The 22,103-nt window shown below is 69.9% G+C and carries 20 protein-coding genes and 6 pseudogenes; 24 read left to right on the top strand and 2 right to left on the bottom strand.

Features of this window, described 5'->3' with window-relative positions:
* Positions 1-130: 130 nt before the first annotated feature.
* The 9 genes and pseudogenes from ACWCXX_RS35540 to ACWCXX_RS35500 form a co-directional block, all read left to right on the top strand.
* A pseudogene (locus ACWCXX_RS35540) lies at positions 131-846 on the top strand (IS5 family transposase); the annotation flags it as partial.
* 53 nt (positions 847-899) lie between these two features.
* Positions 900-1,490, top strand: a pseudogene (locus ACWCXX_RS35535) (transposase); the annotation flags it as partial.
* A 30-nt stretch (positions 1,491-1,520) separates the two neighbouring features.
* Positions 1,521-2,429, top strand: coding sequence for an ISL3 family transposase (locus ACWCXX_RS35530; RefSeq protein ID WP_451134598.1), 909 nt, complete (start codon positions 1,521-1,523; stop codon positions 2,427-2,429).
* A gap of 38 nt (positions 2,430-2,467) precedes the next feature.
* Positions 2,468-3,178, top strand: a pseudogene (locus ACWCXX_RS35525) (IS256 family transposase); the annotation flags it as partial.
* A gap of 106 nt (positions 3,179-3,284) precedes the next feature.
* Positions 3,285-3,578, top strand: coding sequence for a transposase (locus ACWCXX_RS35520; protein ID WP_451134596.1), 294 nt, complete (start codon positions 3,285-3,287; stop codon positions 3,576-3,578).
* A 15-nt stretch (positions 3,579-3,593) separates the two neighbouring features.
* Positions 3,594-4,691 carry a saccharopine dehydrogenase gene (locus tag ACWCXX_RS35515; RefSeq protein ID WP_451134594.1) on the top strand — a complete coding sequence of 366 codons (1,098 nt, stop codon included), beginning with the start codon at positions 3,594-3,596 and terminating at the stop codon, positions 4,689-4,691.
* A complete protein-coding gene (locus ACWCXX_RS35510) occupies positions 4,688-5,302 on the top strand; it encodes a TetR/AcrR family transcriptional regulator (RefSeq protein WP_451134592.1) in 615 nt (204 codons plus the stop codon). The genes ACWCXX_RS35515 and ACWCXX_RS35510 overlap by 4 nt, the downstream gene beginning before the upstream one ends.
* 597 nt (positions 5,303-5,899) lie before the next feature.
* Positions 5,900-6,634 (top strand): annotated as a pseudogene (locus ACWCXX_RS35505) (IS6 family transposase).
* A gap of 499 nt (positions 6,635-7,133) precedes the next feature.
* Positions 7,134-7,571, top strand: a pseudogene (locus ACWCXX_RS35500) (hypothetical protein); the annotation flags it as partial.
* A 285-nt stretch (positions 7,572-7,856) separates the two neighbouring features.
* On the opposite strand, the gene ACWCXX_RS35495 reads toward ACWCXX_RS35500, so the two are convergent.
* Together ACWCXX_RS35495 and ACWCXX_RS35490 are read right to left on the bottom strand one after the other, a co-directional pair.
* Positions 7,857-8,189: a peptide deformylase gene (locus ACWCXX_RS35495; protein ID WP_451134614.1), complete on the bottom strand. Its 333-nt coding sequence runs from the start codon at positions 8,187-8,189 to the stop codon at positions 7,857-7,859.
* 1,010 nt (positions 8,190-9,199) lie between these two features.
* A pseudogene (locus ACWCXX_RS35490) lies at positions 9,200-9,328 on the bottom strand (helix-turn-helix domain-containing protein); the annotation flags it as partial.
* A gap of 215 nt (positions 9,329-9,543) precedes the next feature.
* On the opposite strand from ACWCXX_RS35490, the gene queC reads away from it, so the two are divergent.
* The 15 genes from queC to ACWCXX_RS35415 all read left to right on the top strand — a co-directional run bounded on the left by queC (position 9,544) and on the right by ACWCXX_RS35415 (position 21,695).
* A complete protein-coding gene (gene queC, locus ACWCXX_RS35485) occupies positions 9,544-10,254 on the top strand; it encodes a 7-cyano-7-deazaguanine synthase QueC (RefSeq protein WP_451134590.1) in 711 nt (236 codons plus the stop codon).
* Positions 10,251-10,937, top strand: coding sequence for a 6-pyruvoyl trahydropterin synthase family protein (locus ACWCXX_RS35480; RefSeq protein ID WP_451134588.1), 687 nt, complete (start codon positions 10,251-10,253; stop codon positions 10,935-10,937). The genes queC and ACWCXX_RS35480 overlap by 4 nt, the downstream gene beginning before the upstream one ends.
* Complete coding sequence (locus tag ACWCXX_RS35475; protein WP_451134586.1) at positions 10,934-11,650, top strand: 7-carboxy-7-deazaguanine synthase QueE; 717 nt, start codon at positions 10,934-10,936, stop codon at positions 11,648-11,650. Before ACWCXX_RS35480 ends, ACWCXX_RS35475 begins: the two co-directional genes overlap by 4 nt.
* Positions 11,640-12,089: a DUF6884 domain-containing protein gene (locus ACWCXX_RS35470; RefSeq protein WP_451134584.1), complete on the top strand. Its 450-nt coding sequence runs from the start codon at positions 11,640-11,642 to the stop codon at positions 12,087-12,089. The genes ACWCXX_RS35475 and ACWCXX_RS35470 overlap by 11 nt, the downstream gene beginning before the upstream one ends.
* Positions 12,086-12,655: a phosphoribosyltransferase gene (locus ACWCXX_RS35465; protein ID WP_451134582.1), complete on the top strand. Its 570-nt coding sequence runs from the start codon at positions 12,086-12,088 to the stop codon at positions 12,653-12,655. The genes ACWCXX_RS35470 and ACWCXX_RS35465 overlap by 4 nt, the downstream gene beginning before the upstream one ends.
* 52 nt (positions 12,656-12,707) lie before the next feature.
* Entirely contained in the window at positions 12,708-13,406 is a 699-nt protein-coding gene (locus tag ACWCXX_RS35460) for a PIG-L deacetylase family protein (protein WP_451134580.1), read from the top strand.
* Positions 13,406-14,110, top strand: a complete 705-nt coding sequence (locus ACWCXX_RS35455) for a WbqC family protein (RefSeq protein WP_451134578.1) — start codon at positions 13,406-13,408, stop codon at positions 14,108-14,110. Before ACWCXX_RS35460 ends, ACWCXX_RS35455 begins: the two co-directional genes overlap by 1 nt.
* Positions 14,110-14,709: a GTP cyclohydrolase I gene (gene folE, locus ACWCXX_RS35450; RefSeq protein WP_451134576.1), complete on the top strand. Its 600-nt coding sequence runs from the start codon at positions 14,110-14,112 to the stop codon at positions 14,707-14,709. The genes ACWCXX_RS35455 and folE overlap by 1 nt, the downstream gene beginning before the upstream one ends.
* A 134-nt stretch (positions 14,710-14,843) precedes the next feature.
* Entirely contained in the window at positions 14,844-15,395 is a 552-nt protein-coding gene (locus ACWCXX_RS35445; protein ID WP_451134574.1) for a formylglycine-generating enzyme family protein, read from the top strand.
* Complete coding sequence (locus tag ACWCXX_RS35440) at positions 15,392-16,495, top strand: glycosyltransferase family 4 protein (protein WP_451134572.1); 1,104 nt, start codon at positions 15,392-15,394, stop codon at positions 16,493-16,495. The genes ACWCXX_RS35445 and ACWCXX_RS35440 overlap by 4 nt, the downstream gene beginning before the upstream one ends.
* The gene (locus tag ACWCXX_RS35435) at positions 16,492-17,295 is read left to right on the top strand and encodes a reverse transcriptase domain-containing protein (protein WP_451134570.1); all 804 of its coding nucleotides are present in this window, start codon (positions 16,492-16,494) and stop codon (positions 17,293-17,295) included. The genes ACWCXX_RS35440 and ACWCXX_RS35435 overlap by 4 nt, the downstream gene beginning before the upstream one ends.
* Positions 17,296-17,315: 20 nt before the next feature.
* Positions 17,316-18,695 carry a glycosyltransferase family 4 protein gene (locus tag ACWCXX_RS35430; RefSeq protein WP_451134569.1) on the top strand — a complete coding sequence of 460 codons (1,380 nt, stop codon included), beginning with the start codon at positions 17,316-17,318 and terminating at the stop codon, positions 18,693-18,695.
* A complete protein-coding gene (locus ACWCXX_RS35425; RefSeq protein ID WP_451134567.1) occupies positions 18,692-19,519 on the top strand; it encodes a 5'-3' exonuclease in 828 nt (275 codons plus the stop codon). The genes ACWCXX_RS35430 and ACWCXX_RS35425 overlap by 4 nt, the downstream gene beginning before the upstream one ends.
* Positions 19,513-20,286: an HAD family hydrolase gene (locus ACWCXX_RS35420; RefSeq protein ID WP_451134565.1), complete on the top strand. Its 774-nt coding sequence runs from the start codon at positions 19,513-19,515 to the stop codon at positions 20,284-20,286. Before ACWCXX_RS35425 ends, ACWCXX_RS35420 begins: the two co-directional genes overlap by 7 nt.
* A gap of 65 nt (positions 20,287-20,351) precedes the next feature.
* Positions 20,352-21,695 (top strand): aminotransferase class I/II-fold pyridoxal phosphate-dependent enzyme, encoded by a 1,344-nt coding sequence (locus ACWCXX_RS35415; protein WP_451134563.1) that lies wholly within the window; start codon positions 20,352-20,354, stop codon positions 21,693-21,695.
* The last annotated feature ends 408 nt before the right edge of the window (positions 21,696-22,103 follow it).

The following is a 22,103-nucleotide window of genomic DNA, read 5'->3' as shown; positions in this document are numbered from 1 at the left end:
GCTCGTGGCTGGAGTCGTGATCTTGCTCAGCGCTTTGTACACGCTCGTGCGGGACGCGCGGCGGCTCCGCACTGGGCCGCCTGCCTGAAGCGGCGCCGTTCCAACCAGCACCTCCGGTCGTTGTTCGTGTGTGCCGTTGGCTGACGCGCAGTGGGCGCGAATCGAGCTGTTACTCCCAGACCGGACACCGCGGCGGGGTGGCCGGTGGCGGGATCACCGAGAAGTGATTGACGCGATCGCCTGGAAGTCCCAGACGGGACCGCAGTGGATCCACCTCCCCGAGAAGTATGGCAACTGGCGAGGCATGTACAACCGGCTGCGGATGTGGGCCATCGACGGCACCTGGAAGCGGGTGTTTACCGCGCTGGTCGCACAGGCCGACGCCGCCGACAACCTCAGCTGGGCTGTCTCGGTGGACTCCACCATCGTGCGCGCACACCAGCACGCGGCCGGGGCCCGCAAAAAGGGGCCCCAGCAGGCGAACCGGCAGACCACGCCATCGGCCGGTCCCGGGACGGACTGACCACAAAGATCCACCTGGCCTCCGATGCCGAGTGCCGGCCACTGGCCTTCGTGCTCACTGCCGGACAGGCCGGTAACGCACCCGCCTTCGCTCACCTCATGGCCCGCCTTCGTGTTCCTCGACGGCGAGGACGGCCCCGCACAAGGCCGGACGTAGTCCTGGCCGATAAGGCGTACTCCTCCCGCGCGATCCGCGAGCACCTGCGCAAGCGCAGTATCCGGGCGGTCATCCCCATTCCGGCCGATCAGCGCGGCCACCGGTTACGGCGGGGCAGTCGGGGCGGCAGGCCACCCGCCTTCGACCGCGAGGCATACAAGCAGCGGCAACAGGGACTGTAAAACGTTCGGTGTAACTCCCGATCATGGAAGATGCATCGATGACCAGCAACAACGTGACCGATTCCGAGCCCGTCGAGCCGTCTGAGGTGGCGCCGGTAAAGTCTGTGGACGACCGGCTGATTGACGAGCTGGTGGGTCGGGCTCAGGCCGAGGGCCTCCAGCTGACCGGCGAGGGAGGGCTGCTCCAGCAGCTGACCAAGCGGCTCCTGGAGTCCGCTCTCGAGGGCGAGATCACCGACCATCTCGGCTATGACAAGCACGACCCGGCGGGGAAGAACAGCGGCAACTCACGCAACGGCACCCGCGCCAAGACCGTGCTCACCGACGTCGGCCCGGTCGAAACAGCCGTTCCACGCGCCCGGGAGGGCAGCTTCGAGCCGAGGATCGTCAAGAAGCGACAGAAGCGCCTGACCGGCGTGGACGAGATGGTCATCTCGCTCGCCGCGAAGGGCCTGACCACCGGAGAGGTCCAGGCCCACCTCGCGGAGGTCTATGGCGCCGACGTATCCCGCCAGACGATCTCCACGATCACCGACAAGGTCCTCGAAGGCATGGCCGAATGGCAGAACCGGCCACTCGACGCCGTCTATCCAGTGATCTTCATCGACGCGATCCACGTGAAGATCCGGGTTCTGTCGACGATCTTGTGATCCGGACGGTTGAGCGGGTGGTGTTGGCTGTTCGCGATCACCTGTGGGCCAACCCTCGGCCAGGCGGTCGAGAAGACGGTGAACGCCCACCGCTCCCACCTGGCCGAGCCGCAGCCCGAACCCGCCGACACCCTGGAAGCCGAGCCCGTAGTGGTCCAGCCACCGACAGAGCTGAAGATCGTGACCCGCCTGCGTGAACAGCACGCCGCCGCCCACGAACTGTGGGAGCAAGGAATGCCGAAGGCGGCGATCGGCCGGAAACTCGGACTGCACCAGGCCACCGTCCGCAAGCTGGTGGGCGCTCGCTCCGCTGACGATGCCGTCGCCAAGAGCCTGCAGCGGGCGCATGTCGTCGACCCGTACATCGGCTACCTGCACCGGCGCTGGACCGAGGGCGTCAGAAACGCCGCTCAGCTCTACCACGAGATCCAGGAACTCGGCTATCCGGGAGGTGAGCTGGCTGTCCAGCGTCACCTACGGCGCTACCGGACCGGGCGCGGTCACGCACCCGCCGTCGGACCCAGGCCTCCCTCGGTCCGCGAGGTCACCTCCTGGATCATGCCCCCCGAACACCTCCGCGACGAGGATGCCGACAAGCTGCACCGTCTCCGCGAGCGCGATCCCGAACTCGACCGGCTCACCGGCCACGTCAGGAAGTTCGCCGCGATGATGACCGCACGCCACGGCGACCGACTCGAAGAGTGGATCGCCAGCGTCGAGCACGACAACCTGGCTCCGCTCGCAGGCTTCGCCCGTAACCTCCGCCGCGACTTCGACGCCGTCCGCAACGGCCTGTCCCTGCCGTACAGCTCCGGCGCTGTTGAAGGCAACATCAACCGGCTGAAGATGCTGAAACGCCAGATGTTCGGCCGTGCTGACCTCGATCTCCTTCGCAAACGCGTCCTGCTCGCACGATGAGTCCAGACCGTCCGGATCACAAGATCGTCGACAGAACCAAGATCCGCGACGGCGCCGTGGCGAACCGGCCCATCTACGTGGCCCTGGCCGTCACCACGGACGGCCGTCGCGACATCCTCGGGCTGTGGGCCGGCGCCGGCGGTGAGGGCGCCAAGCACTGGATGCACCTCCTCACCGAGATCAAGAACCGCGGCGTGAACGACGTCCTCATGCTCGTCTGCGACGGGCTCAAGGGCCTGCCTGACGCGGGCGAAGCGGTCTGGCCGAAGACGACCGTCCAGACCTGTGTGGTCCACCTGCTGCGGAACTCCTTCCGTTATGCCGCCCGCCAGGCCTGGGACAAAATCGCCAAGCTCCTCAAGCCGGTCTGCACCGCGGCGACCGAGGAGGCGGCACTCGAGCGGTTCGCCGAGTTCGCCGACGCCTGGGGCTGGAAGTATCCGGCGATCGTGCGGCTCTGGGAGAACGCGTGGGAGGAGTTCACCCCGTTCCTGCGCTTTGACACCGAGATCCGACGCATCGTCTGCACGACCAACGCGATCGAGTCCGTCAATGCCAGGATCCGGCGGGCGGTCAAGGCCCGCGGCCACTTCCCCAACGAGCAGGCCGCGTTGAAGTGCGTCTACATGGCGATCATGTCGCTCGACCCCACCGGCAAGGGCCAAGCTCGCTGGACCATGCGCTGGAAGACCGCACTGAACGCCTTCGACATCACCTTCGACGGCCGCCTCTCCGCAGCCCGTCAGTAATAAACAAGTCGAGTTACACCGCTCGTTTGACAGACCCCGTATCGGGTCGTGATCAATCTGCGGGATTCGCCCTCGCGGCGGGGCTTGGGCCGGTAGACCTTCTGGCGTGACGCGCATGCAACTGACGGACGAAGAGTGGGAGTTCATCGGGCCGTATCTGCCGATCGGCGAGTACGGTCCGCACCCCGAGCGGCTGCGGCAGCAGTTCGAGGGGGTGATCTGGCGGTTCAGGACCGGCGGGCAGTGGCGGGAGATGCCGAAGGAGTGCCGAGACGTCACAGCAGCATGGCCGAACCGTCCTTGCGCGCCCCGACAAGTGATCGCCGACGCGATCGGCGAGCGAGGTGGTTCGGGCCCGAGCGCTTCCGGCACCCCCCCGCGAAATTTTTTGGTCGCTTGACCTATATTTGGTGTCATGAATGACGAACTCATCTTTGACGCCGACGGACCTGTGCTCCTGGTCGGCGGATACGGCACGGTCGGCGCGGAGCTCGCACGGATGGCGGCCCCGTCGTGGCCGCTGGTACTGACGGGACGGACCGTGCGGCGCGGACAGCCACTGGCGGACGAGACGGGCGCGGAACTGCGCACCTGGGACCTTGCGGACCCGGCGCCGTTCCAAGCCGCGATCAGCGCGGTCGTCACCGTGGTCAACGATCCGGACGACCGGGTGCTGCGCGCCGCGATCACCGGCGGTGTGCCGTTCGTGGACGTCACCCGCTGGACCACGCGGTTGCAGCGCGCGGCCACCGTCGCGGCACTGGCGGGCCCGACCGCGCCGGTGCTGCTGTCCTCCGCGTGGATGGGCGGTGTCACCAGCCTCGTCGCCGCGAGTCTCGGCGACCGGCTGGGCGGCGCGGACGCGGTCGAAGTAGCCATTCGCTGGGACCTCGCCGACCGGGCGGGCGCGGACTCGGTGGAGTTCATGGACCGTCTCGGACTGGACTACGAGGTGATGCGGGACGGACAGCGGCACACGGTCATGCCACTGAGTGACGCACGCCGCGTCCGCATCGGAGAGGCGCTCACCCGGGTCGCGAGGATCGACACCCCCGAGCAGTTCACTCTCCCCCTCACCCTCTCGGCGCAGACCGCAACCACCCGGATCGGTTTCAGCTCGCCCGCGTCCACGACGGCCCTGCTGGCCGCCAAGCGGCTCGGGTTCTTCCGCTGGGGCCGTGGTGAGCGCTTCACCGGCGCCCGCCGCGGATTGCTGTACGCACCCGGCGAAGGGGGCACGGCCCAGCTCCGCATCGACGTCACCCATCGGGGCGACACCCTCTCCGCGACCGTGACCGATCCGGCCGGGCAGGCCCATCTGACCGCCCTGGGTGCCCTGATGGGGTTGCGCCGGGTACGCGGCGAGGACGGCGCCCCGGCACCGAGCGGTGTGATCTTCCCCGAACAGCTCCCGAGTCCGCAGAGCGTGCCGTCGGACCTTGCCGCACAGGGCGTCGACCTGGTTGTGCGCAGGGCCCGGCGCGACGAACACGCGGAGGGTGTGGCGGCATGAACGACCGGTCCCCGGAGCAGGAGAAGCGCACGGCAACCACGACCAAGGGGGCCCAGCGGCGCGCTCTGATCCTGGACGCCGCCGAGAAGATCCTCTTCGAGTCCGGGTACAGCGAGCTGACCATGCGGGCGGTGGCGGTCACGGCGCAAGCGCGCCTGGGACACGTCCAGTACTACTTTCCCTCCCGCACGGAATTGATCGCCGCCGTTCTACACCGCACCCTGGACCGTTCGCTCGACAGGCTGACCCCGTTGTTCACCGACGCGGCCTCGCACACTACGCCGGACGTGGAGGGGCTGATCCGCCAACTCCTGGCCGAGCACGATGATCCGCGACTCGTACGGGTCTACGCCGAGTTGTGGGCGCTGGCGGGCCGTGACGAATCCGTCGCGACGGTCCTACGCACCTTCTACGGCGATTACCAGGACCATGTGGCCGGGTTCCTCCACGCCCGCAACCCCGCTCTCCCCGACACTGTCTGCCAGGCACGGGCAAGGGTTTTCACCGCGCTGATCGAAGGAGCAGCGCTCTTCCGGTCCGGCATTGCCGCCCACCGCACCGAGGCCGCCGACGCGGAACTCATCAACACGGCCACCGTCCTGCTCGGCTGACGGAGCCTGTGGAGCCACCCCTACGCCCCTGCCCGTTGCGCTCGACGACTCCGTGCTCGCCGCCTCTGCCCGGCGAATCCGGTGGTAGGTCTCGCCGCCCGCACCGCGCACCGCCCTTACGGACGGTGACGGTGCGCGGTATGCCGGAAGGGAGAGTTCTCCCCTCCGCCACCGTGCGTCGGGCATCCTGTGCGTGCCGCCTCCGAAGAGGTAGCGGACGCTGTCAAGGGGAAACGTCGAAGATCACGCGGAAACTCATGGGTGGACAAGGGTTGCTTTCCATCCGATGGGCTGGGTGGAATCCGGCGACACACCTGGTCAAGGGAGGTGCATCGAGTGCACCGCATCCGATGCGCCGTCACCCTCTGTACGCGCACCGGCGCACCGCACGGAAGTGGCGGCCACTTCCGTGCGGTGCGCCGGTGCGGTCGGCGGGAGTGAGCCTCCGCCAACCTGAAGCTGCAGGTCAAAGGGATGGTGTGACCGACTCTCGGGGCACTCACGCTGGTCGTGGGCAGGAGTCCGTGGAGAGGCACTGTCACGTTGACTGACCGGGTGAGATGATCTTCTGGTTGGTCGTGCTGGGAGGGGTGGTCCGTGGACAGCGCGCCGCCGTCGTACAAGGGGCATCGGTACCCGGTGGAGATCATCGCGCACTGTGTGTGGCTGTACTTCCGCTTCCCGCCGTCGTTCCGCGAGGTTGTCGTTCCGCGAGGTCGAGGAGCTGATGCTCGAGCGCGGTGTGCTCGTCTCCTACGAGACCGTCCGCTGCTGGTGCGCGAAGTTCGGGCAGGCCTACGCCAACGGCCTGCGCCGCCGGCGTGTGCAGCCGGGCGACAAGGGGCACCTGGACGAGGTCTTCCTCAGGATCAACGGAGAGCAGACGTACCTGTGGCGGGCCGTCGACGCCGACGGCACCGTGCTCGACATCCTGGTTCAGGGCCGAAGGGACAAGGCCGCGGCCAGGCGCTTCTTCCGCCGCCTGCTGAAGACGACCCGCACGGTGCCGAGGGTGGTCGTCACCGACAAGCTCCGCTCCTACGGCGCGGCCCACCGAGAGGTCATGCCTCCGTCGAGCACCGTGCCCACAAGGGCCTGAACAACCGGGCCGAGAACAGTCATCAGCCCACCCGCCAGCGCGAACGCGCCATGAAAGGCTTCCGCAGCCTCGGCAAAGCCCAGCAGTTCCTGGCCGCGTTCAGCGGCATCCCACCCCACTTCCGGCCCCGCCGCCACCTGATGACCGCCCCCGAATACCGCACCGAGATGACCACCCGCTTCGCCATCCGGGACCAGATCACCGGCGTCGCCGGCCTGCCTGCCGCAGCGTGACCCAGGCCCCGCCCGATCCCTCCACGCCCTGACGCGCCCTCAATCGATCAACACCCCACCAACGTGACAACGCCCCGACGGCGCATTCTCCGGCGCGGCGGTTATTGCCACGAACGTTGTCGGTGTGGTCTTTGCGGCGTGGTTCGGCCTCGGCGAGATAGCCTCCGCGCGCACCGCCTCCGCTCCTGCACCTGTCACGGTGCCTGACCAGTCGGTCGCCGTGGACCACCCGGCCGGGGCCCTCGTGCCTGCGGCAGGCGGGGGGACGGCGGCCCGCTTCCCGAATGCCGCTGTGCGCGGTTCCTAAGACCAAGCCTGCCACTGCGGCCCACCAGCCCCTCCGGCCCTCAGACGCCGGTGGCCGCCCGGGCCCCCTTTGCTTCCTTCGGGCCCGGGCGGCCGCCGGTCACCAGCACTTTTCTTTGCGTTCCGGCGGGCCGGACCGCCCCGGGCGGGGCCTGCGGGACCTCTCATCCCCTTTCGAACTGAGGAGCACCTGATGATCAGTGTGTCCACTCCAGCAAGTACGCGGACGCCGGCCGCCGTCGGCGCCGCCGCGCCGGAAACCGAGCGCCGCGCCGGGGTGAGCCGTCTGCGGGTCCTGGTTGTCGGCCAGGGCTATGTCGGTCCGCCGCTGGCGGTACGTGCCGCCCAGACGGGCCACCAGGTGGTGGGTCTGGACACCGACGAGCGGCGGGTCGCGTCCCTGGCGTGCGGGAGCTCGCCGGTGGAGGACATCACCGCAGTGCAGCTGGAGCCGCTGCTACGGGAGGGGTCCTACCGGCCGGCCGCGTCGCCGAACGGGGCGGTGGGGTTCGACGTGGCGGTGATCGCGGTGCCGACGCCGTTACGTGACGGTGTGCCGGATCTCGCGTATGTGCTGGCAGCAGGGCGGACGGTGGGCCAGTACCTGCGTGAGGGGGCGCTGGGGGTGCTGGAGTCCACTAGTTACCCGGGCACGACCTGGGATGTTCTGGGTGCGGCGTTGGAGAAGGTATCAGGGCTGTGGATGGGCGAGCCGTTCTCGCTGGAGTTCAGCTCGAAGCAGATCGACCTCGACTCTCGTCAGTGGGACCGACGAGAGATCGCTGGAGCAGATCACCTCGTTCTACGGCCGCCTGGTCGAGCGGGTCGTTCCGGCGGGGCGGTGCGAGGAGACGGACCTCAATGTCCGTTCGTAGGTGCCGAGTTGTCGGCAGACCGGTCTATGCGCAGGCAGACCTCACTGGTAGGTCCAGTTCTGCCCGGTGCCGCGGTACTCCTCGACAGGAATCGGCTGGGTTCCCGGCTTCATGCGGGAGCGGTACAGCTTGCCGTCGAGGTGGTCGACCTCGTGCAGGACCAGTCGCGCCAGACCGTGGTCGAAGCGAGTGAGCCGGGGTGTTCCGTCGATGTCCGTGTGTGCGATGACGACGTGGAGCGGTCGGGGGACAAGGCCCCGTACGTCGAAGAACGACAGGCATCCTTCGTACTGCTGGTCGGTCTCTGCCGAGGACTCCGCGATTGTGGGGTTGAGCAGCACGATCGGGGCGGATCCGTCTCCGGGCGGGACGATGACGGCGGCGGCGCGGTCGATGCCGATCTGGGGGGGGCGGCGATGCCCATGCCCTTGCCGAAGTCGTGGAGTTCCTTGACGCGCGAGATCGCGGCGTCGAGTTCACGCACGGCGCGGCGTGCCTTGTCGGCCTCGGCGGGGAGGTCGAAGGGCTGAGTGACGGTCTGGAGGAGGATGTCGCCTTCCTGGACGATGCCGGCGGCGGTCATGAGGGCGCTGGGAGTGAGGGTGTTCACGGGCTCGCTCTCTTGAGGGTGTGCGGTCTTCAGCCGCCACTCCATGCGGTATCGGGCGTGGAGGGGCGGGTCCAGAGTCGTCCAGGTGTAGACCGTGTGGTCCGCGTCGACGGCCTGGGTGGGGGGCGTGCGCAGGGGGGCAAAGTTGGCGCTCAGGGAGGTCTCGGTGCCCCAGACAGCGGGCTGGAGGGCGGTGGGGAAGGAAAGACTGACGGTAAGTTCGCGGGTGGGCAGCCGGACGGCTCGCTGGAACCAGGGGCCCCATTTGTCGGCAGTGACCGAATAGCTGTAGGTGATGTCGGCTTCCTGGCCCGGGTAGAGGGGGAAGCGGGTTCGGACGTTGGAGAACTCGAGCCAGACTTCCTTGAAGGCGTCACGGTCGTGCTTGACCACGCGCCCCATCTGCTCGTCGCCGCAGTGGGCTTCCAGCTGGAGTTCTTCCCAGGTCAGGGGACGGGACCGGTACAGGGCGTTGGAGCGTTCGGGTTCACCGGGGTAGCGGTCGACGGCGATGCGGACGAGGTAGCGGGTGATCGGCTCCGTGCCGGTGTTGCGCAGTCGCCGGTGCATCGTCAGATGGTAGGCCGAGCCGTCGTAGTGCAGGGCTGCGGCGTCTTCCAGGACGAGGATGCTGGCGGACGGCGGCGTCTCACCAGCCTCCGGAGGAGGCTGTGTGCCGCCGTCATCGTCTTGCCACGCCTTCCAGATTTTGCCGCCAGCATCGAGCTCCTTGTCGAGGCGACGGGCCAGGTCCGAGGAGCCGTGCTCCCTTCCGGACTCCAAATGGCTCACGTACGACGGAGAGATGGCCAAGCGACGGGCCAGGTCCGCCTTGGACAAGCCTCGCACCTCGCGAAAGTGCTTCAGTTCGGCTGCGAGCGACGGTTCTCCCCGGCCCAGCATGTAAAGCCCCCGTAGGTGAGTTCGCAGATTGCGTGAGTGAGCGCGGCTCACTGGTGCCTCATCCTGCCCGCTTCGGGCTGACTGTTACCAGGCGGTGGCGGAGATAGTCCGACCCCGCTCGCATGGCTGGCGATTTTCCTATCCGCCGGCAGACCCAGGTCCGCAAAATCCACTGCCCCGGACACGGTTCCGGGGGACCTCGGAAGGACATGCCCATGCCTCGAACTGCCCCACCGCGTCACGCGGTCCTCATCTTCTCCGGCGGCCTGGACAGCGCCGTCACGGCCTACAAGCTCCGCGACGACGGCGTCACCTTGAGCCTGGTGTCGTTCAACTACGGGCAGCGTCACGTCAAGGAACTGGCCCACGCCGCGAACCTGGCCGACCAGCTCGGCGTGTCCCACGACATCGTCGACCTGACGTCGCTGGGTCGGATCCTTGGCGGGTCCGCCCTCACCGACCCCGCCATCGAGGTGCCGAGCGGCCACTACCGCGCCGAAACGATGCGCAGCACGGTCGTTCCGAACCGGAACGCGATCATGCTGGAGATCGCGGCCGGCGCCGCGGTCGCGGCGGGGGCGGACGCTGTGGCGTTCGGCGCGCACTCCGGAGACCACGCGATCTACCCGGACTGCCGACCGGAGTTCTTCACCTTCATCGAAGCGTCCATCAAGGCCGGGAACGAGGGGCACATCGACTCCGGCTTCCAGCTCGTCGCCCCGTTCCTGGAACTCACCAAGGCCGACATTGTGCGTGAAGGGGCCCGCCTGGGTGTGCCGTTCGAGCTGACCTGGTCCTGTTACGAGGGCGGCGAGGTCCACTGCGGCGCCTGCGGGACCTGTGTGGAGCGCCGGGAGGCGTTCGAGGAGGCCGGGGTGGCCGACCCCACCCGCTACGCGGCGGCTCCGAAGTGCGCCGCCCGATGAGCCGCACACCGCCTCTCTTCCGGATCGGGAAGAGCTTCCGCTTCGAGGCCACGCGACGGCTCGACGACAGCGCCTACGACGGCCACTCGTTCACCGCGGAGGTCGTGCTGTCCTCCCCGGTGCTCAGCCCGGAGGGCTTCGTTGTCGACTTCGGCGACCTGGCCCCCCTCAAGCGGTACATCGACGGCGCTCTTGACCACCAGATCCTCAATGACGCCGTCAAGGACGCCTCCGACAAGGGGGTCGCCGAGCACCTCCTCGGGTGGGTGCGCAACCACCTGCCCGTCGGTGTCACCTCCGTGCTGGAAGAGGTCCGGCTCCGCACCGGGAGGCCGCAGCCTCTCCCGTCAGCCGCGTTCGCCTCCTTCGAAGCGTCGCACCAACTGCATGGGCTGCGCGACGGACATCCGTGCGGGCGCCTGCATGGCCACTCCTACGTGCTCAGCGTGCCCGTACCCGCCGTCCCCCGGCCCCGAGATGTCCCCGAGCTGCTGCGGAACCACCTGCGCAACGCCATGCACGGCAGGGTGCTGAACGAGGTGATCCCAGGGGTGAACCCGACCTCGGAGAACCTGGCCCGGCACTTCTCGCAGTGGCTGGAGGACCGGGCCATGGGCGGCGCGTGCATGCGCGTCTCGGAGACGGAGACCAGCTGGGCCGAGTACAGGGGAGGTACAGCGTGAGCGCGCTGCGGCGCACCGGCTTGTGCCTTCGGGTCTCGGAGAAGTTCGGCGGCACGGTCCAGGGAGAGGGCCCCAGCGCCGGGGTGCCCGCGTGTTTCATCCGCCTCGCCCTGTGCAACCTCATCTGCTCATCGTGCGACACCCCCTATACCTGGGACCACACGCGGTACGACCTGCGCAAGGAGGCCCACTACGAGAACGTCGAGGAACTGATCGCGTGGGCCTTGGACCGGCCCGAGAACCTCGTGGTCATCACTGGCGGCGAGCCGCTGATCCAGATGGCCGGCCTGACCGAGCTGGTCGCGGGGCTGCGGGCGGCCGACCGGATGGTGGAGATCGAGACGAACGGCACCGTCGCGCCCTCCGAGCCCCTGGTGGCGGCTGGACCGTACTTCAACGTGTCCCCGAAGCTGTCCCGGTTCGGAGCAGCGATGGCCCAGACGCGGCGGCTCGTCCCCGGCGTTCTGCGGGCCTTCGTGGCCACCGGACGGGCACGCTTCAAGTTCGTCGTCTCCGAGCCGGCTGAGGTGGACGAGATCGCCGCGCTGGAGGCGGCCTACGCGCTGACCGACATCTCGGTGATGCCGGAGGGCACCGACCCGGAAGTGATCATCGCGGGGATGCGCGCCCTGGAGGGTGCGGTACGCGAGCGGGGCTACCGGCTCGGCACCCGGCTGCATGTGCTGCTGTGGGGTGACGAGCGTGGCCGCTGAGCACGTGGCCCCGGGCGGGCTGGTCGTGGTGGCTTGCTGCAAGGAGAAGCGGGTGACCGCCGGCCCGGTTCCCGCGCTCGACCTGTATGAGGGGTGGGTCGTCCCGCTCATCCGCGACAGAGTCACCGAGCGCAGCGGGCTGCGGGCCCGGGTCCTGGTGCTGTCGGCCCTGTACGGGCTGGTCACCGCCGACGCGCTCGTCACCACGTACGAGCAGCCCATGTCCGAAGAGCGGGCGCGTGTCCTGGCCGGGACGGCGCCTCAGATCCTGCGCCGGCATCTGGCCCGGTTCCCCTCCTCCGAGGCCCTGCTGCTGATGGAACCCCCCTACGCCGCGGTGCTGGGCCCGGTCCCGGTGGCCAGGACACATCTGATCACCGATCCGATGAACCGCCACGCAGAGATCCACGCCGTCCTCGACTCCTGGAGCTGGCCGTGAACACCCGCATTTTCGAGAACCGCCGCATCTGGCAGCTCACCCCGGACGAGTTCCTCGCCGCAGCGTGCCTGATCGCGGCCCAGGAAGCCGAGCCCGCACCGGCCGCTGTGCTGGGCATCGCCCGCGGCGGTGTCCGCCTCGCGGAGATCGCCGCCGAGCAGCTCGGTGTCCCGGCCGTCGTCGTCCGGGCGCGCCACAACGAGCCCGAGGGCATCCAGCAGGCCGCCACCGGCCGGATCCTCCTCGACCACGAGCACAACCAGGACGCGCTTGCCGCGCTGCCTGCCTCCTGTCCGTTGCTGGTCGTCGACGACATCTGCGGCTCGGGGGCGACCCTGCGCGCGGTCGTGGACATGCTCACCACCACGGTGGGCCTGTCCGAGATCCGGACGGCCGTGCTCTGCCGTAACGAGGGCTCCAACTACCCGCTCGACAGCTGGGGCTGGGATGTCTCCGACTGGGTCCACTTCCCGTGGGAGTCCGAGCCGGAGAACGGTTGTGTCGAAGCCCTGCCCCCGCTCGCCGCTCTCCGCAGCCGTTCCATGCCGCCGCGGTCCCGTGCCTGAGCGGCACCGCCTGTGCCCGTCCCCCTTCCACGGATCAAGAGGAGGCAGATCCATGTTCGGCCTGAACCCCGGCGACCGCGTCCTGGTCGTTGCCCCGCACCCTGACGACGAAACCCTCGGCGCTGGCGGCACCATCGCCCGCCTGGCCGCCGCCGGGATCGCCGTGCACGTCCTGGCCGTGGCATGCCTGACCCAGCCCCGGTGGGGCACCCCTACCAACAGCCGTTTGCGGCAGGAGGAGTTCAACGCGGCCTGTGACGTCCTCAACGTCAGCGGCCGCCGCATCGCCTGGAACGACGCCACCCCGGCCCGCGACCTCGTCGGCCATGTCGCGGAACTGGCCCGCCTCATCGAGGCCGGCCCGGACCTGTCCCTGGCCGCGCTGGAACCGGCCGCGCTCCTCATCCCGGCCGCAGGAGCCGTCCACCAGGACCACCAGGTCGTCCACCAGGCCGCCTACGCGGCGGCGCGGCCCAGCGGAGCGTTGCGTCACTGGCCCCGGATGGTTCTCGGCTTCCGCGGCCCCGAGGACCACGCCTGGAGCCGGGAATTACCCCGGCCCACCGTGTGGGTCGACGTCACCGCCACCGCGGCGGTGAAGGACAAAGCGCTGGAGTGCTACGCCCGCGAGCTGCGCGAGGGCGACCACCCGCGGTCCCTGGAGCGGATCCGGGCGATCGACTCCGCGACCGGCGCTGCGTGCGGCGCCGAGCGGGCGGAGGCGTTCGTGGCCTACCGGATGGCGTGCTGATGAGCGACGTACTGATCGCCCACCAGCCGGCCTACCTGCCGTGGCCCGGCTACTTCTCGCGACTGGCCGACGCCGACGAGCTGATCCTGTTGGACCACGTGCAGTTCAGCGAACGAGGCTGGCAGAATCGCAACTACATCCGTGGTGCCGCAGGCCCGGTCAGGCTCACCGTGCCAGTGCGCCGCCGCTTCGGCCAGAGCATCGCCGACACCCGGATCGCCGATGGTGCCTGGGCCGGGCGGCACTGGCGTAGCCTCGCCCAGACGTATGGGCACGCCCCGTACTGGCTCGAGCACCGGGAAGTTCTCGAAGCCTTCTACCGGATGCCGTGGACGCACCTCGCGGACCTGGATGAGGCGCTGTTGCGGCTGCTGCTCGACGCGTTCCACCTGCCGGTGGCGATGGTCCGCACCAGCGATCTGCCTCCATCCGGACGGCAGACCGACATGCTCATCGGCCTCTGCCATCAGCGGGGCGCGACGCGCCTGAGGGTGGGAAGCGGCGCGCTGGCCTACCTCGACCACCATCTGCTGGCCGAGCATGCCATCACGGTCGAGGTCGCCACATACTCCCATCCCCCCTATGGCAGCGCGCCGGGCTGGAGGCCGGGCCTGAGCGCCCTGGACCTGCTGCTGTACGAGGGCCCGAACGCCGCTTCCATCCTCCGTGCCGGTGCACGGACCGAGACGAAGGCCAGCGCCTGATGACGAGCCTGGACAACCCTTTGCCACGCCCGCGCGTGGACAGCGAGCGGGTCGCCGACCTGTGCCGGCAGCTCCTGGAGGCTGTGGGTGAAGACCCGGAGCGCGAGGGGCTGCAGGGTACCCCGCAGCGGTTCGCCCGCTGGTGGACGGAGTTCCTCGACCACGACCCCGGCCGCACGGACACTGTCTTCGAGGAGGACCTGCCTGCTGGCAGCGACCGTGTCGTCATCGTGCGGGGCATCGTTGCCTGGAGCCTGCGTGAGCATCATCTGCTGCCCATGAGGCTGGAGTTGACGGTCGGCTACCGGCCCTGCGGCAGCGTGCTCGGCCTGTCGAAGTTCGCCCGGATCGTCGCCGCCCACGCGCATCGCCTTCAGCTCCAGGAGCGAATCGTCGACGGCGTCGCTGCGGATGTGGCCAAGGCAACCGGATCGGCCGACGTCGGAGTGGTCGCCGAGGGGACGCACCTGTGCATGAGCATGCGGGGTGTTTGCCAGGACCAGGCCCGCACGCTGAGCCACAACCTCAGCGGCGCCTTTGCCGGCGAAGGCACCCTCGGCGGCCAGCTCCTCGCGGCGGCCGGGGCCGGGCCGCGGTGAGCGGGCGAGCGCCCGGACAGGGCCGTCTTTCGCCGGAGGCAAGCCCGCGTGTGCTGGTGAGCGGGCCGGTTCTTCCTCCGGGGAACGTACCTGCTGCCCGGGACGCCTCCACGGTAGCGGCTGAAGCGGATCCGGTGGAGTGGATCCGCATATCCGGCGGCCGCATTCAGGCCGGGGAGTGGCACCCCGCCCAGGAGGTAGCCACGCTGTGGTGGGCGGCGACACCCCTGGCGGTCGCCGGGGTACCGGTCACCGGAATGACGCTGCTCCACGCCGCCCAGCTCGCCCACCAGCTCGGGGCCAGGGTCCCGACGTCCGCCGAATGGGAGTGGATGGCCTCCGGCGCAGTCCGCCGCTTCCCTTGGGGCGACGACGCTCCGAGCTGCGGCCGCGCCAACCTGCGCGGCCTGGGTCCCGGCCGTCCCACACCGGTCCGGGCCCACACGGCTGGCCGCACCCCGGACGGCCTGTGGGATGTCGGCGGCAACGTCTGGGAGTGGACCACGGCCCCTTGGCGCCGCGACCGCGTCGCCCTGCTCCGCGGCGGCTCCTACAACTCCCTCGCCCAGTACGCCGAGTGCGCCCACGCCAACGACGTCCCGCCCGGCATCGCCTCGTCGGGCATCGGGCTGCGGCCCGTCCGAGACACCGCCCCCACCCCGTCGGCCCATGGAGTCACCCCGTGAACGTCGCCTTCGTCCTGCTCACCCACACCCCCGACGAGCCCGCTGGGATCGAGCGCAGCATCGCCGCCCTCGTCGTCGGTCTGCGCGAACTCGGCCACCGCGCCCTGGTCATCGCCGCCGGACCGGGAACCGCCGACGACGGCGAGGACTTGCTCCGCCTGAACAGCCTGGTCCTGCCCCGGCCCGCGATGGAGGAGCACCTCACCGCTCTCCTGGCCGATCCCACTTCCGTGGAGCAGGAGGTCCGCGGGCTTCTGGCCGGCCACGAGGTGGACCTGGTGTGCTGGGTGGACGCGGTGTGGGGGCTGGGCTACCTCAGCCCGGCCCCGGCCGGGACGGCCACTGCGCTGATGGTGCACGTCCCGCGTACCGACGCCCCCCTCTACCGCAGCCTGGAGCACTGCCCGGGCCGGGTCCTGACGGTCAGCGACTTCATGGTCGAGGAACTGGCCCGCGAGGGCGTGGACTCCAGTACCTGGGCCGTCGTCCCCAACGCCCTCATGCACACGGTCGCACCGCCCGCGCCGGGCGAGCGGGAGGCGCTGCGCGAGAGCGGGCCGGTGCGGATCGTGGCCCGGGCCGAGCCGCACAAGGGCATCGCCGAACTGCTGAAGGCGTACCCGGCCGGGCTGGGCAGGCCGGTGCAGATCGTGCTGGCCGAGGCCGGATTCGAGTACTGGCCGGGCATGCAGAACGACGTGGTCACCGAGTGCCGGGCCCTGGCCGCCGGACTGCCCGGCGTGGAGATCCTTCCGGCCATGCCCTGGCAGGAGGTTCTGGTCTTCCTCGCGGGGGCCGCCGTCACGGTCGTCTCCTCGACCAGCCCGGAGACGTTCGGCAACGTCGCCGCGGAAGCTCTGTCCGTCGGCACGCCGGTGGCCGGCTACGGTCTCGGGCACCTGCCGGCCCTCACCGGACCGGCCGGGCGGATGACCGCGTTGGAGAGCGGGCCCGGCAGCCTGTGGAAGGCGGTGACGGGCCTGCTCGACGACCCGGTGGCCTACCGCGCGGCCTCCGCCCAGGGGCCGCGGCAGGTCGCCGCCTACACGCCGTCGGCCGTCGCCCAGGCGTTCCTGGACGCCGCCGGACCAGCCCGGTGAGCAGGCAGGCGGCAGCGCACTCGTTGATGCGGCAGGCCGTCGACGAGCGAGCGTTGAAGCGGGCCGCCCGCCAGTGCATGGGGCGCACCGGCTCCCCCGGCGCCGACGGCATGACCTGGAAGACCTTCCGGCAGGACATGCCTGCCCGTATCCAGGCGCTCTCCGCCGCCCTGGCCGACGGCTCGTGGCGGCCTGGGCCTCTGCGCACTGAGGAGTTCGACGCCTGGGGCAAGCGGCACACCATCACCATCCCCACAGTCGCCGACCGGATCGTCCACCGGGCGCTGCGCAACGCGATCGAGCCCGTCCTGGAGCGGGACGCCTACCCGCCCTGGATGTTCGGCTGGCATCGGCGGACCGGGCGGCCCCTCGCGGTCGCGGCCGCCGCACGCCACCTGAGCGCGGGCCTGGTCTGGGTCGCGGACATCGACGTCGCCGCCGCCAGCCGCGGCATCGCCCTGGAGGACGCGATCTCCTCCGTGGCTCGCTTCGTCCACGACGGCCGTGTGCTGGCCCTACTGCGGCGCATCCTGACTGCGCTGCCCGACCCGCTCGCACCGGGCAGCGGCCTGAGCCCCATGCTGACCAACCTCCGGATGACCCCCGTCGACCAGCAGCTGACCGGATGGACGGCTGTGCGGATGACGGACAACTACACCCTGTTCGCCGCCACCGAACCCGAGGCGGAAGCCGCCTACCAGCACCTGGCCGGCCTGCTCGCCGCCCACGGGATGAAGCCGGCACCGGCGAAGTCGAAGATCTGGCGCCCGAACCCGGAAGACCTCTACGCCGCCGGCTGACCCACAAGGAGGAGCCCTCGTTGTCCACGACCAACGCGCTGCTGTACTGCGCCGTGAACGGCATCGCCAACAACACCAACGGCATCGGCCGTCAGACCAAGACCTTCCTGGCCACCCTCGCTCGCCACCACCACCGCCTGAGCACGCACGCCGGCGCCTTCACCCCGTACCTCGCCGTCCCCGAGCCGGGCCCGGCCACCTGGGGCTACGACGAGGACGACCTCCGCTACGCCCGCCGCGTCGTCGAAGAGCTCGGCGGCGAGGTGATCACCCTGCCCTATGACACCCGTCGCCCTTTCTGGCGGCCCGAGACCTGGCGGCAGCTGTCCGGCGAAGCCGCTCGCGCCGCCGGTCGCCTTGCCGGCCGGCACACCAAGGTGCTGGCCATCGGCGTCGACACCCCCTTCGCCGGACTCGCCCACCACGCCGGAGCCCACCCGGATCTGGAGGTGCTGCTGGCCTTGTTCTCCACCGCCCGCATCACCGAACGCCCCCGCCCCGACCCCGGCCGCATTGCCTGGGAGGAGAAGGCCATCGCCGCCGCCAGCCTCCACCCGCGCGTCTGGGTCGCCGGCATCGGCGACTTCCTCACCCGCCATCTGAAGGACCAATACGGCCTCGCCCCGGCCAGCCTCCGGCCCTGGCCGTCCGGGCTCCACCTCACCGCCGCCGACCTCACCCCACCGACCAGGGCCGAAGCCGAACGCATCGTGCATGCCCTCGGCATCCCCGCCAGCCGGCCGGTCGTCGCGGCGATCGGCCGCACCGACCGCACCAAGGGCCTCGACGTCCTCGTCGAAGCCCTCGCCCCGCTGCGCGAGGACGTCCACCTGGTGATGATCGCTGTCCCGACCGATGACGACCGCGCCGCCCTGCTGGACTCCTACCGCCGCCGCAGCGCCGAGCTCGGGCTCAACGCCACCATCATCGGCCGCTACGACAGAGAAATCCCCCGCGCGCTGGCCGCCTGGCCCAACACCCATGTGATGGCCGTTCCCAGCCGCGGCGAGACACTGGCCAACATCGTCTTCGAGACCGCCTTGTGGGCCCAGCACACGGGAGCCGTCGTCCTGGCCCCGAACATCGACGGCTTCCCCGAACAGATCGCCGACGGCCACAACGGCCTGCTCTACAACCCCGTCCCCGGAGCCCTGACCGCCGGCCTGCGCCGGGCGCTCACCCTGACCAGCGACGAACGCGCCCGGCTGCGCACCGCCGCCCACCGCAGGATCGTCGCCGAACGTAACGCCGCCGAACATCTCGCGGCGCTGCTGGGCGCATTCTGGCAGCCCCGCACCGACCCCGTGGCTAGACTCCAAGGCCATCCGGCAACGGATGCCCGTACGCCGCGGTCACAGGCGCCCACCAGCACGCACCACCCCCTGGAGGCCACGCCATGACCGCTCCCCTGCTGCTCGTTGACGGCCACTACCTCCTCCATCGCGCCTGGTACGGGTTCGCCGCCCGCATCATGAGCCGGGACAAGACCCTCGACCGCACCGGCGTGTTCGGCTTCGCCGCGCTCCTGCGCAAGGCCCAGATCCAGCACGCCGACGGGTTCGAGATCTTCGTGGTCTTCGACTCCGAGGACGGTGCCCAGCACCGAGTCGGACAGGACAGCGACTACAAGGCCCAGCGGCCCGCTCCCGAGTCCGGTCTGATCGACTCCCTCGCCCTGGTCAAGAACGTCCTCGGCCACACGGGCGTCCGGTGGATCGAGCAGGAGGGCTGCGAGGCGGACGACGTCATCGCCACCCTGGCCACCGGTGCCCGCACCGACGGGCGCGCGGTCGACATCATGACCACCGACAAGGACTACATCCAGCTCCTGGCCGATCCCAGCGTGCGCCTGCTGAACACCGGCCTCGCCCAGGGCCGCCGCTACACCGCGGGCGAGCACGTCTTCCCCCGCTACGGAGTCCTCGCCGAGCAATGGCCTGACTTCCGCGCCCTGATGGGCGACCCTGCCGACAACATCCGCGGCATCCACGGCATCGGCGCCAAAACCGCCGCACGGCTCCTGAACGACGGCCGCCGACTCGAGAACATCCCGGCCGACGAACTGCGCCCGGCCTGGACTGCGCAGTGGCCACAGGTCCTGCGCTGGCGCGAGATGATCAAGCTCGACACCAAGACCGCCCTCCCCGACAACCTCCTCACCACCACCCCCACTGCGCCGCTGCCCACCGCCGCGCAAGTCCTGGAAGCGCTGGATCTATGGTGACGGGGGCCAAGGTCGCGATATGGGACTTCGACGGAACGCTCGGCCACCGCCGACGCGGCACCTGGGCCGAGTGCCTCCTCGAAGTCCTGGACGTCCAGCAGCCGGGCCACGGCTGGGCGTTCCCCGAAATGTTCGAGGCCCTTACCACCGGCTTCCCCTGGCACACCGCCCATGACCCCCACCCGCACCTGAACGACCCGGACGTCTGGTGGGACCACATCACCACTGTGGTCGCCGGAGCGCTCACCCGCCTCGACACGGCCGACGCGCATGCTGCGGCGGCGGCCACCCGCGCCGCCTACACCGACCCCGCTGCATGGAGCCTCTACCCGCAGGCCCTGCGCGTCCTCGACCAGCTCACCGCGCACGGCTGGCAGCATGTGCTCCTCTCCAACCACGTCCCCGCACTTCCCACGCTCCTGGCCGCCCTCGGCATCGACAACCGGTTCCAGGCGGTGATCAACTCCGCCGCCAGCGGCTACGAGAAGCCCCACCCCGAGGCATTCCGCCTCGCCCGGGCAGCCGCAGGCCCCGCGCAACGACTCGTCATGATCGGCGACAACCCCCAGGCCGACGCCGCGGGCGCACGGCGCGCCGGCATCAATGCCATCTGGGTCCGGCGCAACCAGCACACCGACACACCCGGCCTCGACGCGGCCGCAGGCATCCTCCTGGCCCTTGGCCCCATTTCGAACCGGCGCCACCCGGCTCTGCACGAGGTACCCCCGCTGGAGACAACCGCCCCCGGAACCCTGCCGAGCCGGTAACCTCACCACGGTCCGCACCGCGGAAGCCCGGAAGCGCCCCGGCCCATGGCGCACCGGAGCCACCCGTGCACGACACCATCCCCGCGCCCGCGCAGGCCGACTGCCTCACCGCCTTCGGCGCCCTGCGCGCCGACGCCGTCTCGGACCCCGAGACGACGATCGAGCTCGGGGAGGGCTGCAACCGCTTCCCGCCCTCCCCGGCCCTCGCCCGCTACCTCTCCACGCTGCTGGACCGCTTCATCCGCGACGGGACCCTCTCCGCATACGCAGGACACCGCCCGGCCAACCCCCAGGCAGCGATGGCCGAACTCCTCGGCAGCCACCTGAACATGCACCTGGACGCCTCGGACATCTTCTTCACCCGCGGCGGCACCGAGGCCATCAACCTCACCATCGCCCACCTCGCCGACACCGGCCACGGTCTCGTCCTGCCCCTGCCGAACTACTACGCCTTCGACCAGTCCGCCGTCCGCTGGGGCGCCCCCGTCACCGCCTACTACCGGCACGACGGCGCACTCCACCCCACCGGCACGGCCCCCGCACCACGCACCTGCCTCGTCGAAGTCCTCCCCAACGGCATCACCGGCGCCCGCCACGACCTGCCGAAGCAGGCCAGGCCCGACTTCACCCTCATCGACATCCCCTTCCAGATCGGCGCCGAAGGCCCACAGCCGGCCACAACACTCCGCGACCGCGTCCACAGCCTCGACCTGGAAACCGCCGCCCTGATCCTCACCGCCTCAAAGGATCTCTCCCTGCCCGGCCTTCGCGCCGCAGTCGTCGTCACCAGGAACAAGGCGCTGCTGGGTCACCTTGGCCGCGACCGGTTCGAGCGAATGGCCATGAGCAGCGACCCCGTCGGCGAGATCGTCATGCTCTTCTACACCTCCCTCCTCGCCCTCGCGGAGGCCCCCCGCGAACAGACACACAAGCTGGTCCAGATCGCCCAGGACTGTGCACACCGCACCGGCCTGCCCGCACTCCCCGACGAGGAGACCTACCGCCGCGTCCTCGACCGCCTGACCGTCATGAACGAACGCTTCCGCCGCAACGCGCTCGCCATCGGCGGCCCCCGGTCGCCGCTCCGGCCCATCACCGGCCTTCAGCCCACCACCGGCTACTCCGTCTTCGCCGAACTCCGCGCACCCCAAGAAGACTTCCTCCAGTGGGTCATACAGTGCGGACGTTCCGGACTGCGGCTCAACCCGACCGTCGTCCACGGCGGCACCACCGCTGCCTGGGAAGCGCTGTACCCCGGTGGTCAGCTCTTGCGAATCAACCTCTCAGAGGACCCGGATGCCGTGGATCAAGCTCTGGACCTTCTCCATCGCTACGCGACCGACCCGTTTCCGTGGGCCCCGGCCGCAAGCGCCGAGCCATCCCGCGAAGAGAAGAGAACGAGCCGATGACCTCCCCCGCCGAGCAGATGTCCCTGACGCTGGCAGAACCCCCGCGGCCGGCCATGCGAGAACCGCTGAAGGTGCTGTCCGGCATGCGGCAGAACTGCCCCGGGAGTTCAGGGCAGTGGCTGGGTGGAGGGGACGAGAGGAAGCCATGCAGGGGTGTTGTGACGGAAGCTGTGCCCGACCGAGACGATCCCGGAGCCGTTGTCCAGGGCCGGAACACAGATTCCGAGGTACTCATCACCGTCGCCCACCGCCCCGATCGGCGTGCTGCACACGGGGCAGGACCAGCGTTCCAGTGTGGGCCAGGACCGGTACGGGCACTGTCACGTTGACTGACCGGGTGGGATGATCTTGTGGTTGATCGTGCCGGGAGGGGTTCACTCGTGTCGTCCGCGTCGCCGTCGTACAGGG

It is taken from the genome of Streptomyces sp. NPDC001732, from assembly GCF_053596315.1.
The sequence above is the reverse complement of the archived record's forward strand: the minus strand, read 5'-3'. Positions and strand labels throughout refer to the sequence as shown.

Coding starts and splice junctions, on each gene's coding strand:
- folE (WP_451134576.1), top strand. CDS start 14,110: ATGACGAGCCTGGACAACCCTTTGCCACGCCCGCGCGTGGACAGCGAG.
- ACWCXX_RS35460 (WP_451134580.1), top strand. CDS start 12,708: ATGTTCGGCCTGAACCCCGGCGACCGCGTCCTGGTCGTTGCCCCGCAC.
- ACWCXX_RS35425 (WP_451134567.1), top strand. CDS start 18,692: ATGACCGCTCCCCTGCTGCTCGTTGACGGCCACTACCTCCTCCATCGC.
- ACWCXX_RS35420 (WP_451134565.1), top strand. CDS start 19,513: ATGGTGACGGGGGCCAAGGTCGCGATATGGGACTTCGACGGAACGCTC.
- queC (WP_451134590.1), top strand. CDS start 9,544: ATGCCTCGAACTGCCCCACCGCGTCACGCGGTCCTCATCTTCTCCGGC.
- ACWCXX_RS35480 (WP_451134588.1), top strand. CDS start 10,251: ATGAGCCGCACACCGCCTCTCTTCCGGATCGGGAAGAGCTTCCGCTTC.
- ACWCXX_RS35510 (WP_451134592.1), top strand. CDS start 4,688: ATGAACGACCGGTCCCCGGAGCAGGAGAAGCGCACGGCAACCACGACC.
- ACWCXX_RS35515 (WP_451134594.1), top strand. CDS start 3,594: ATGAATGACGAACTCATCTTTGACGCCGACGGACCTGTGCTCCTGGTC.
- ACWCXX_RS35455 (WP_451134578.1), top strand. CDS start 13,406: ATGAGCGACGTACTGATCGCCCACCAGCCGGCCTACCTGCCGTGGCCC.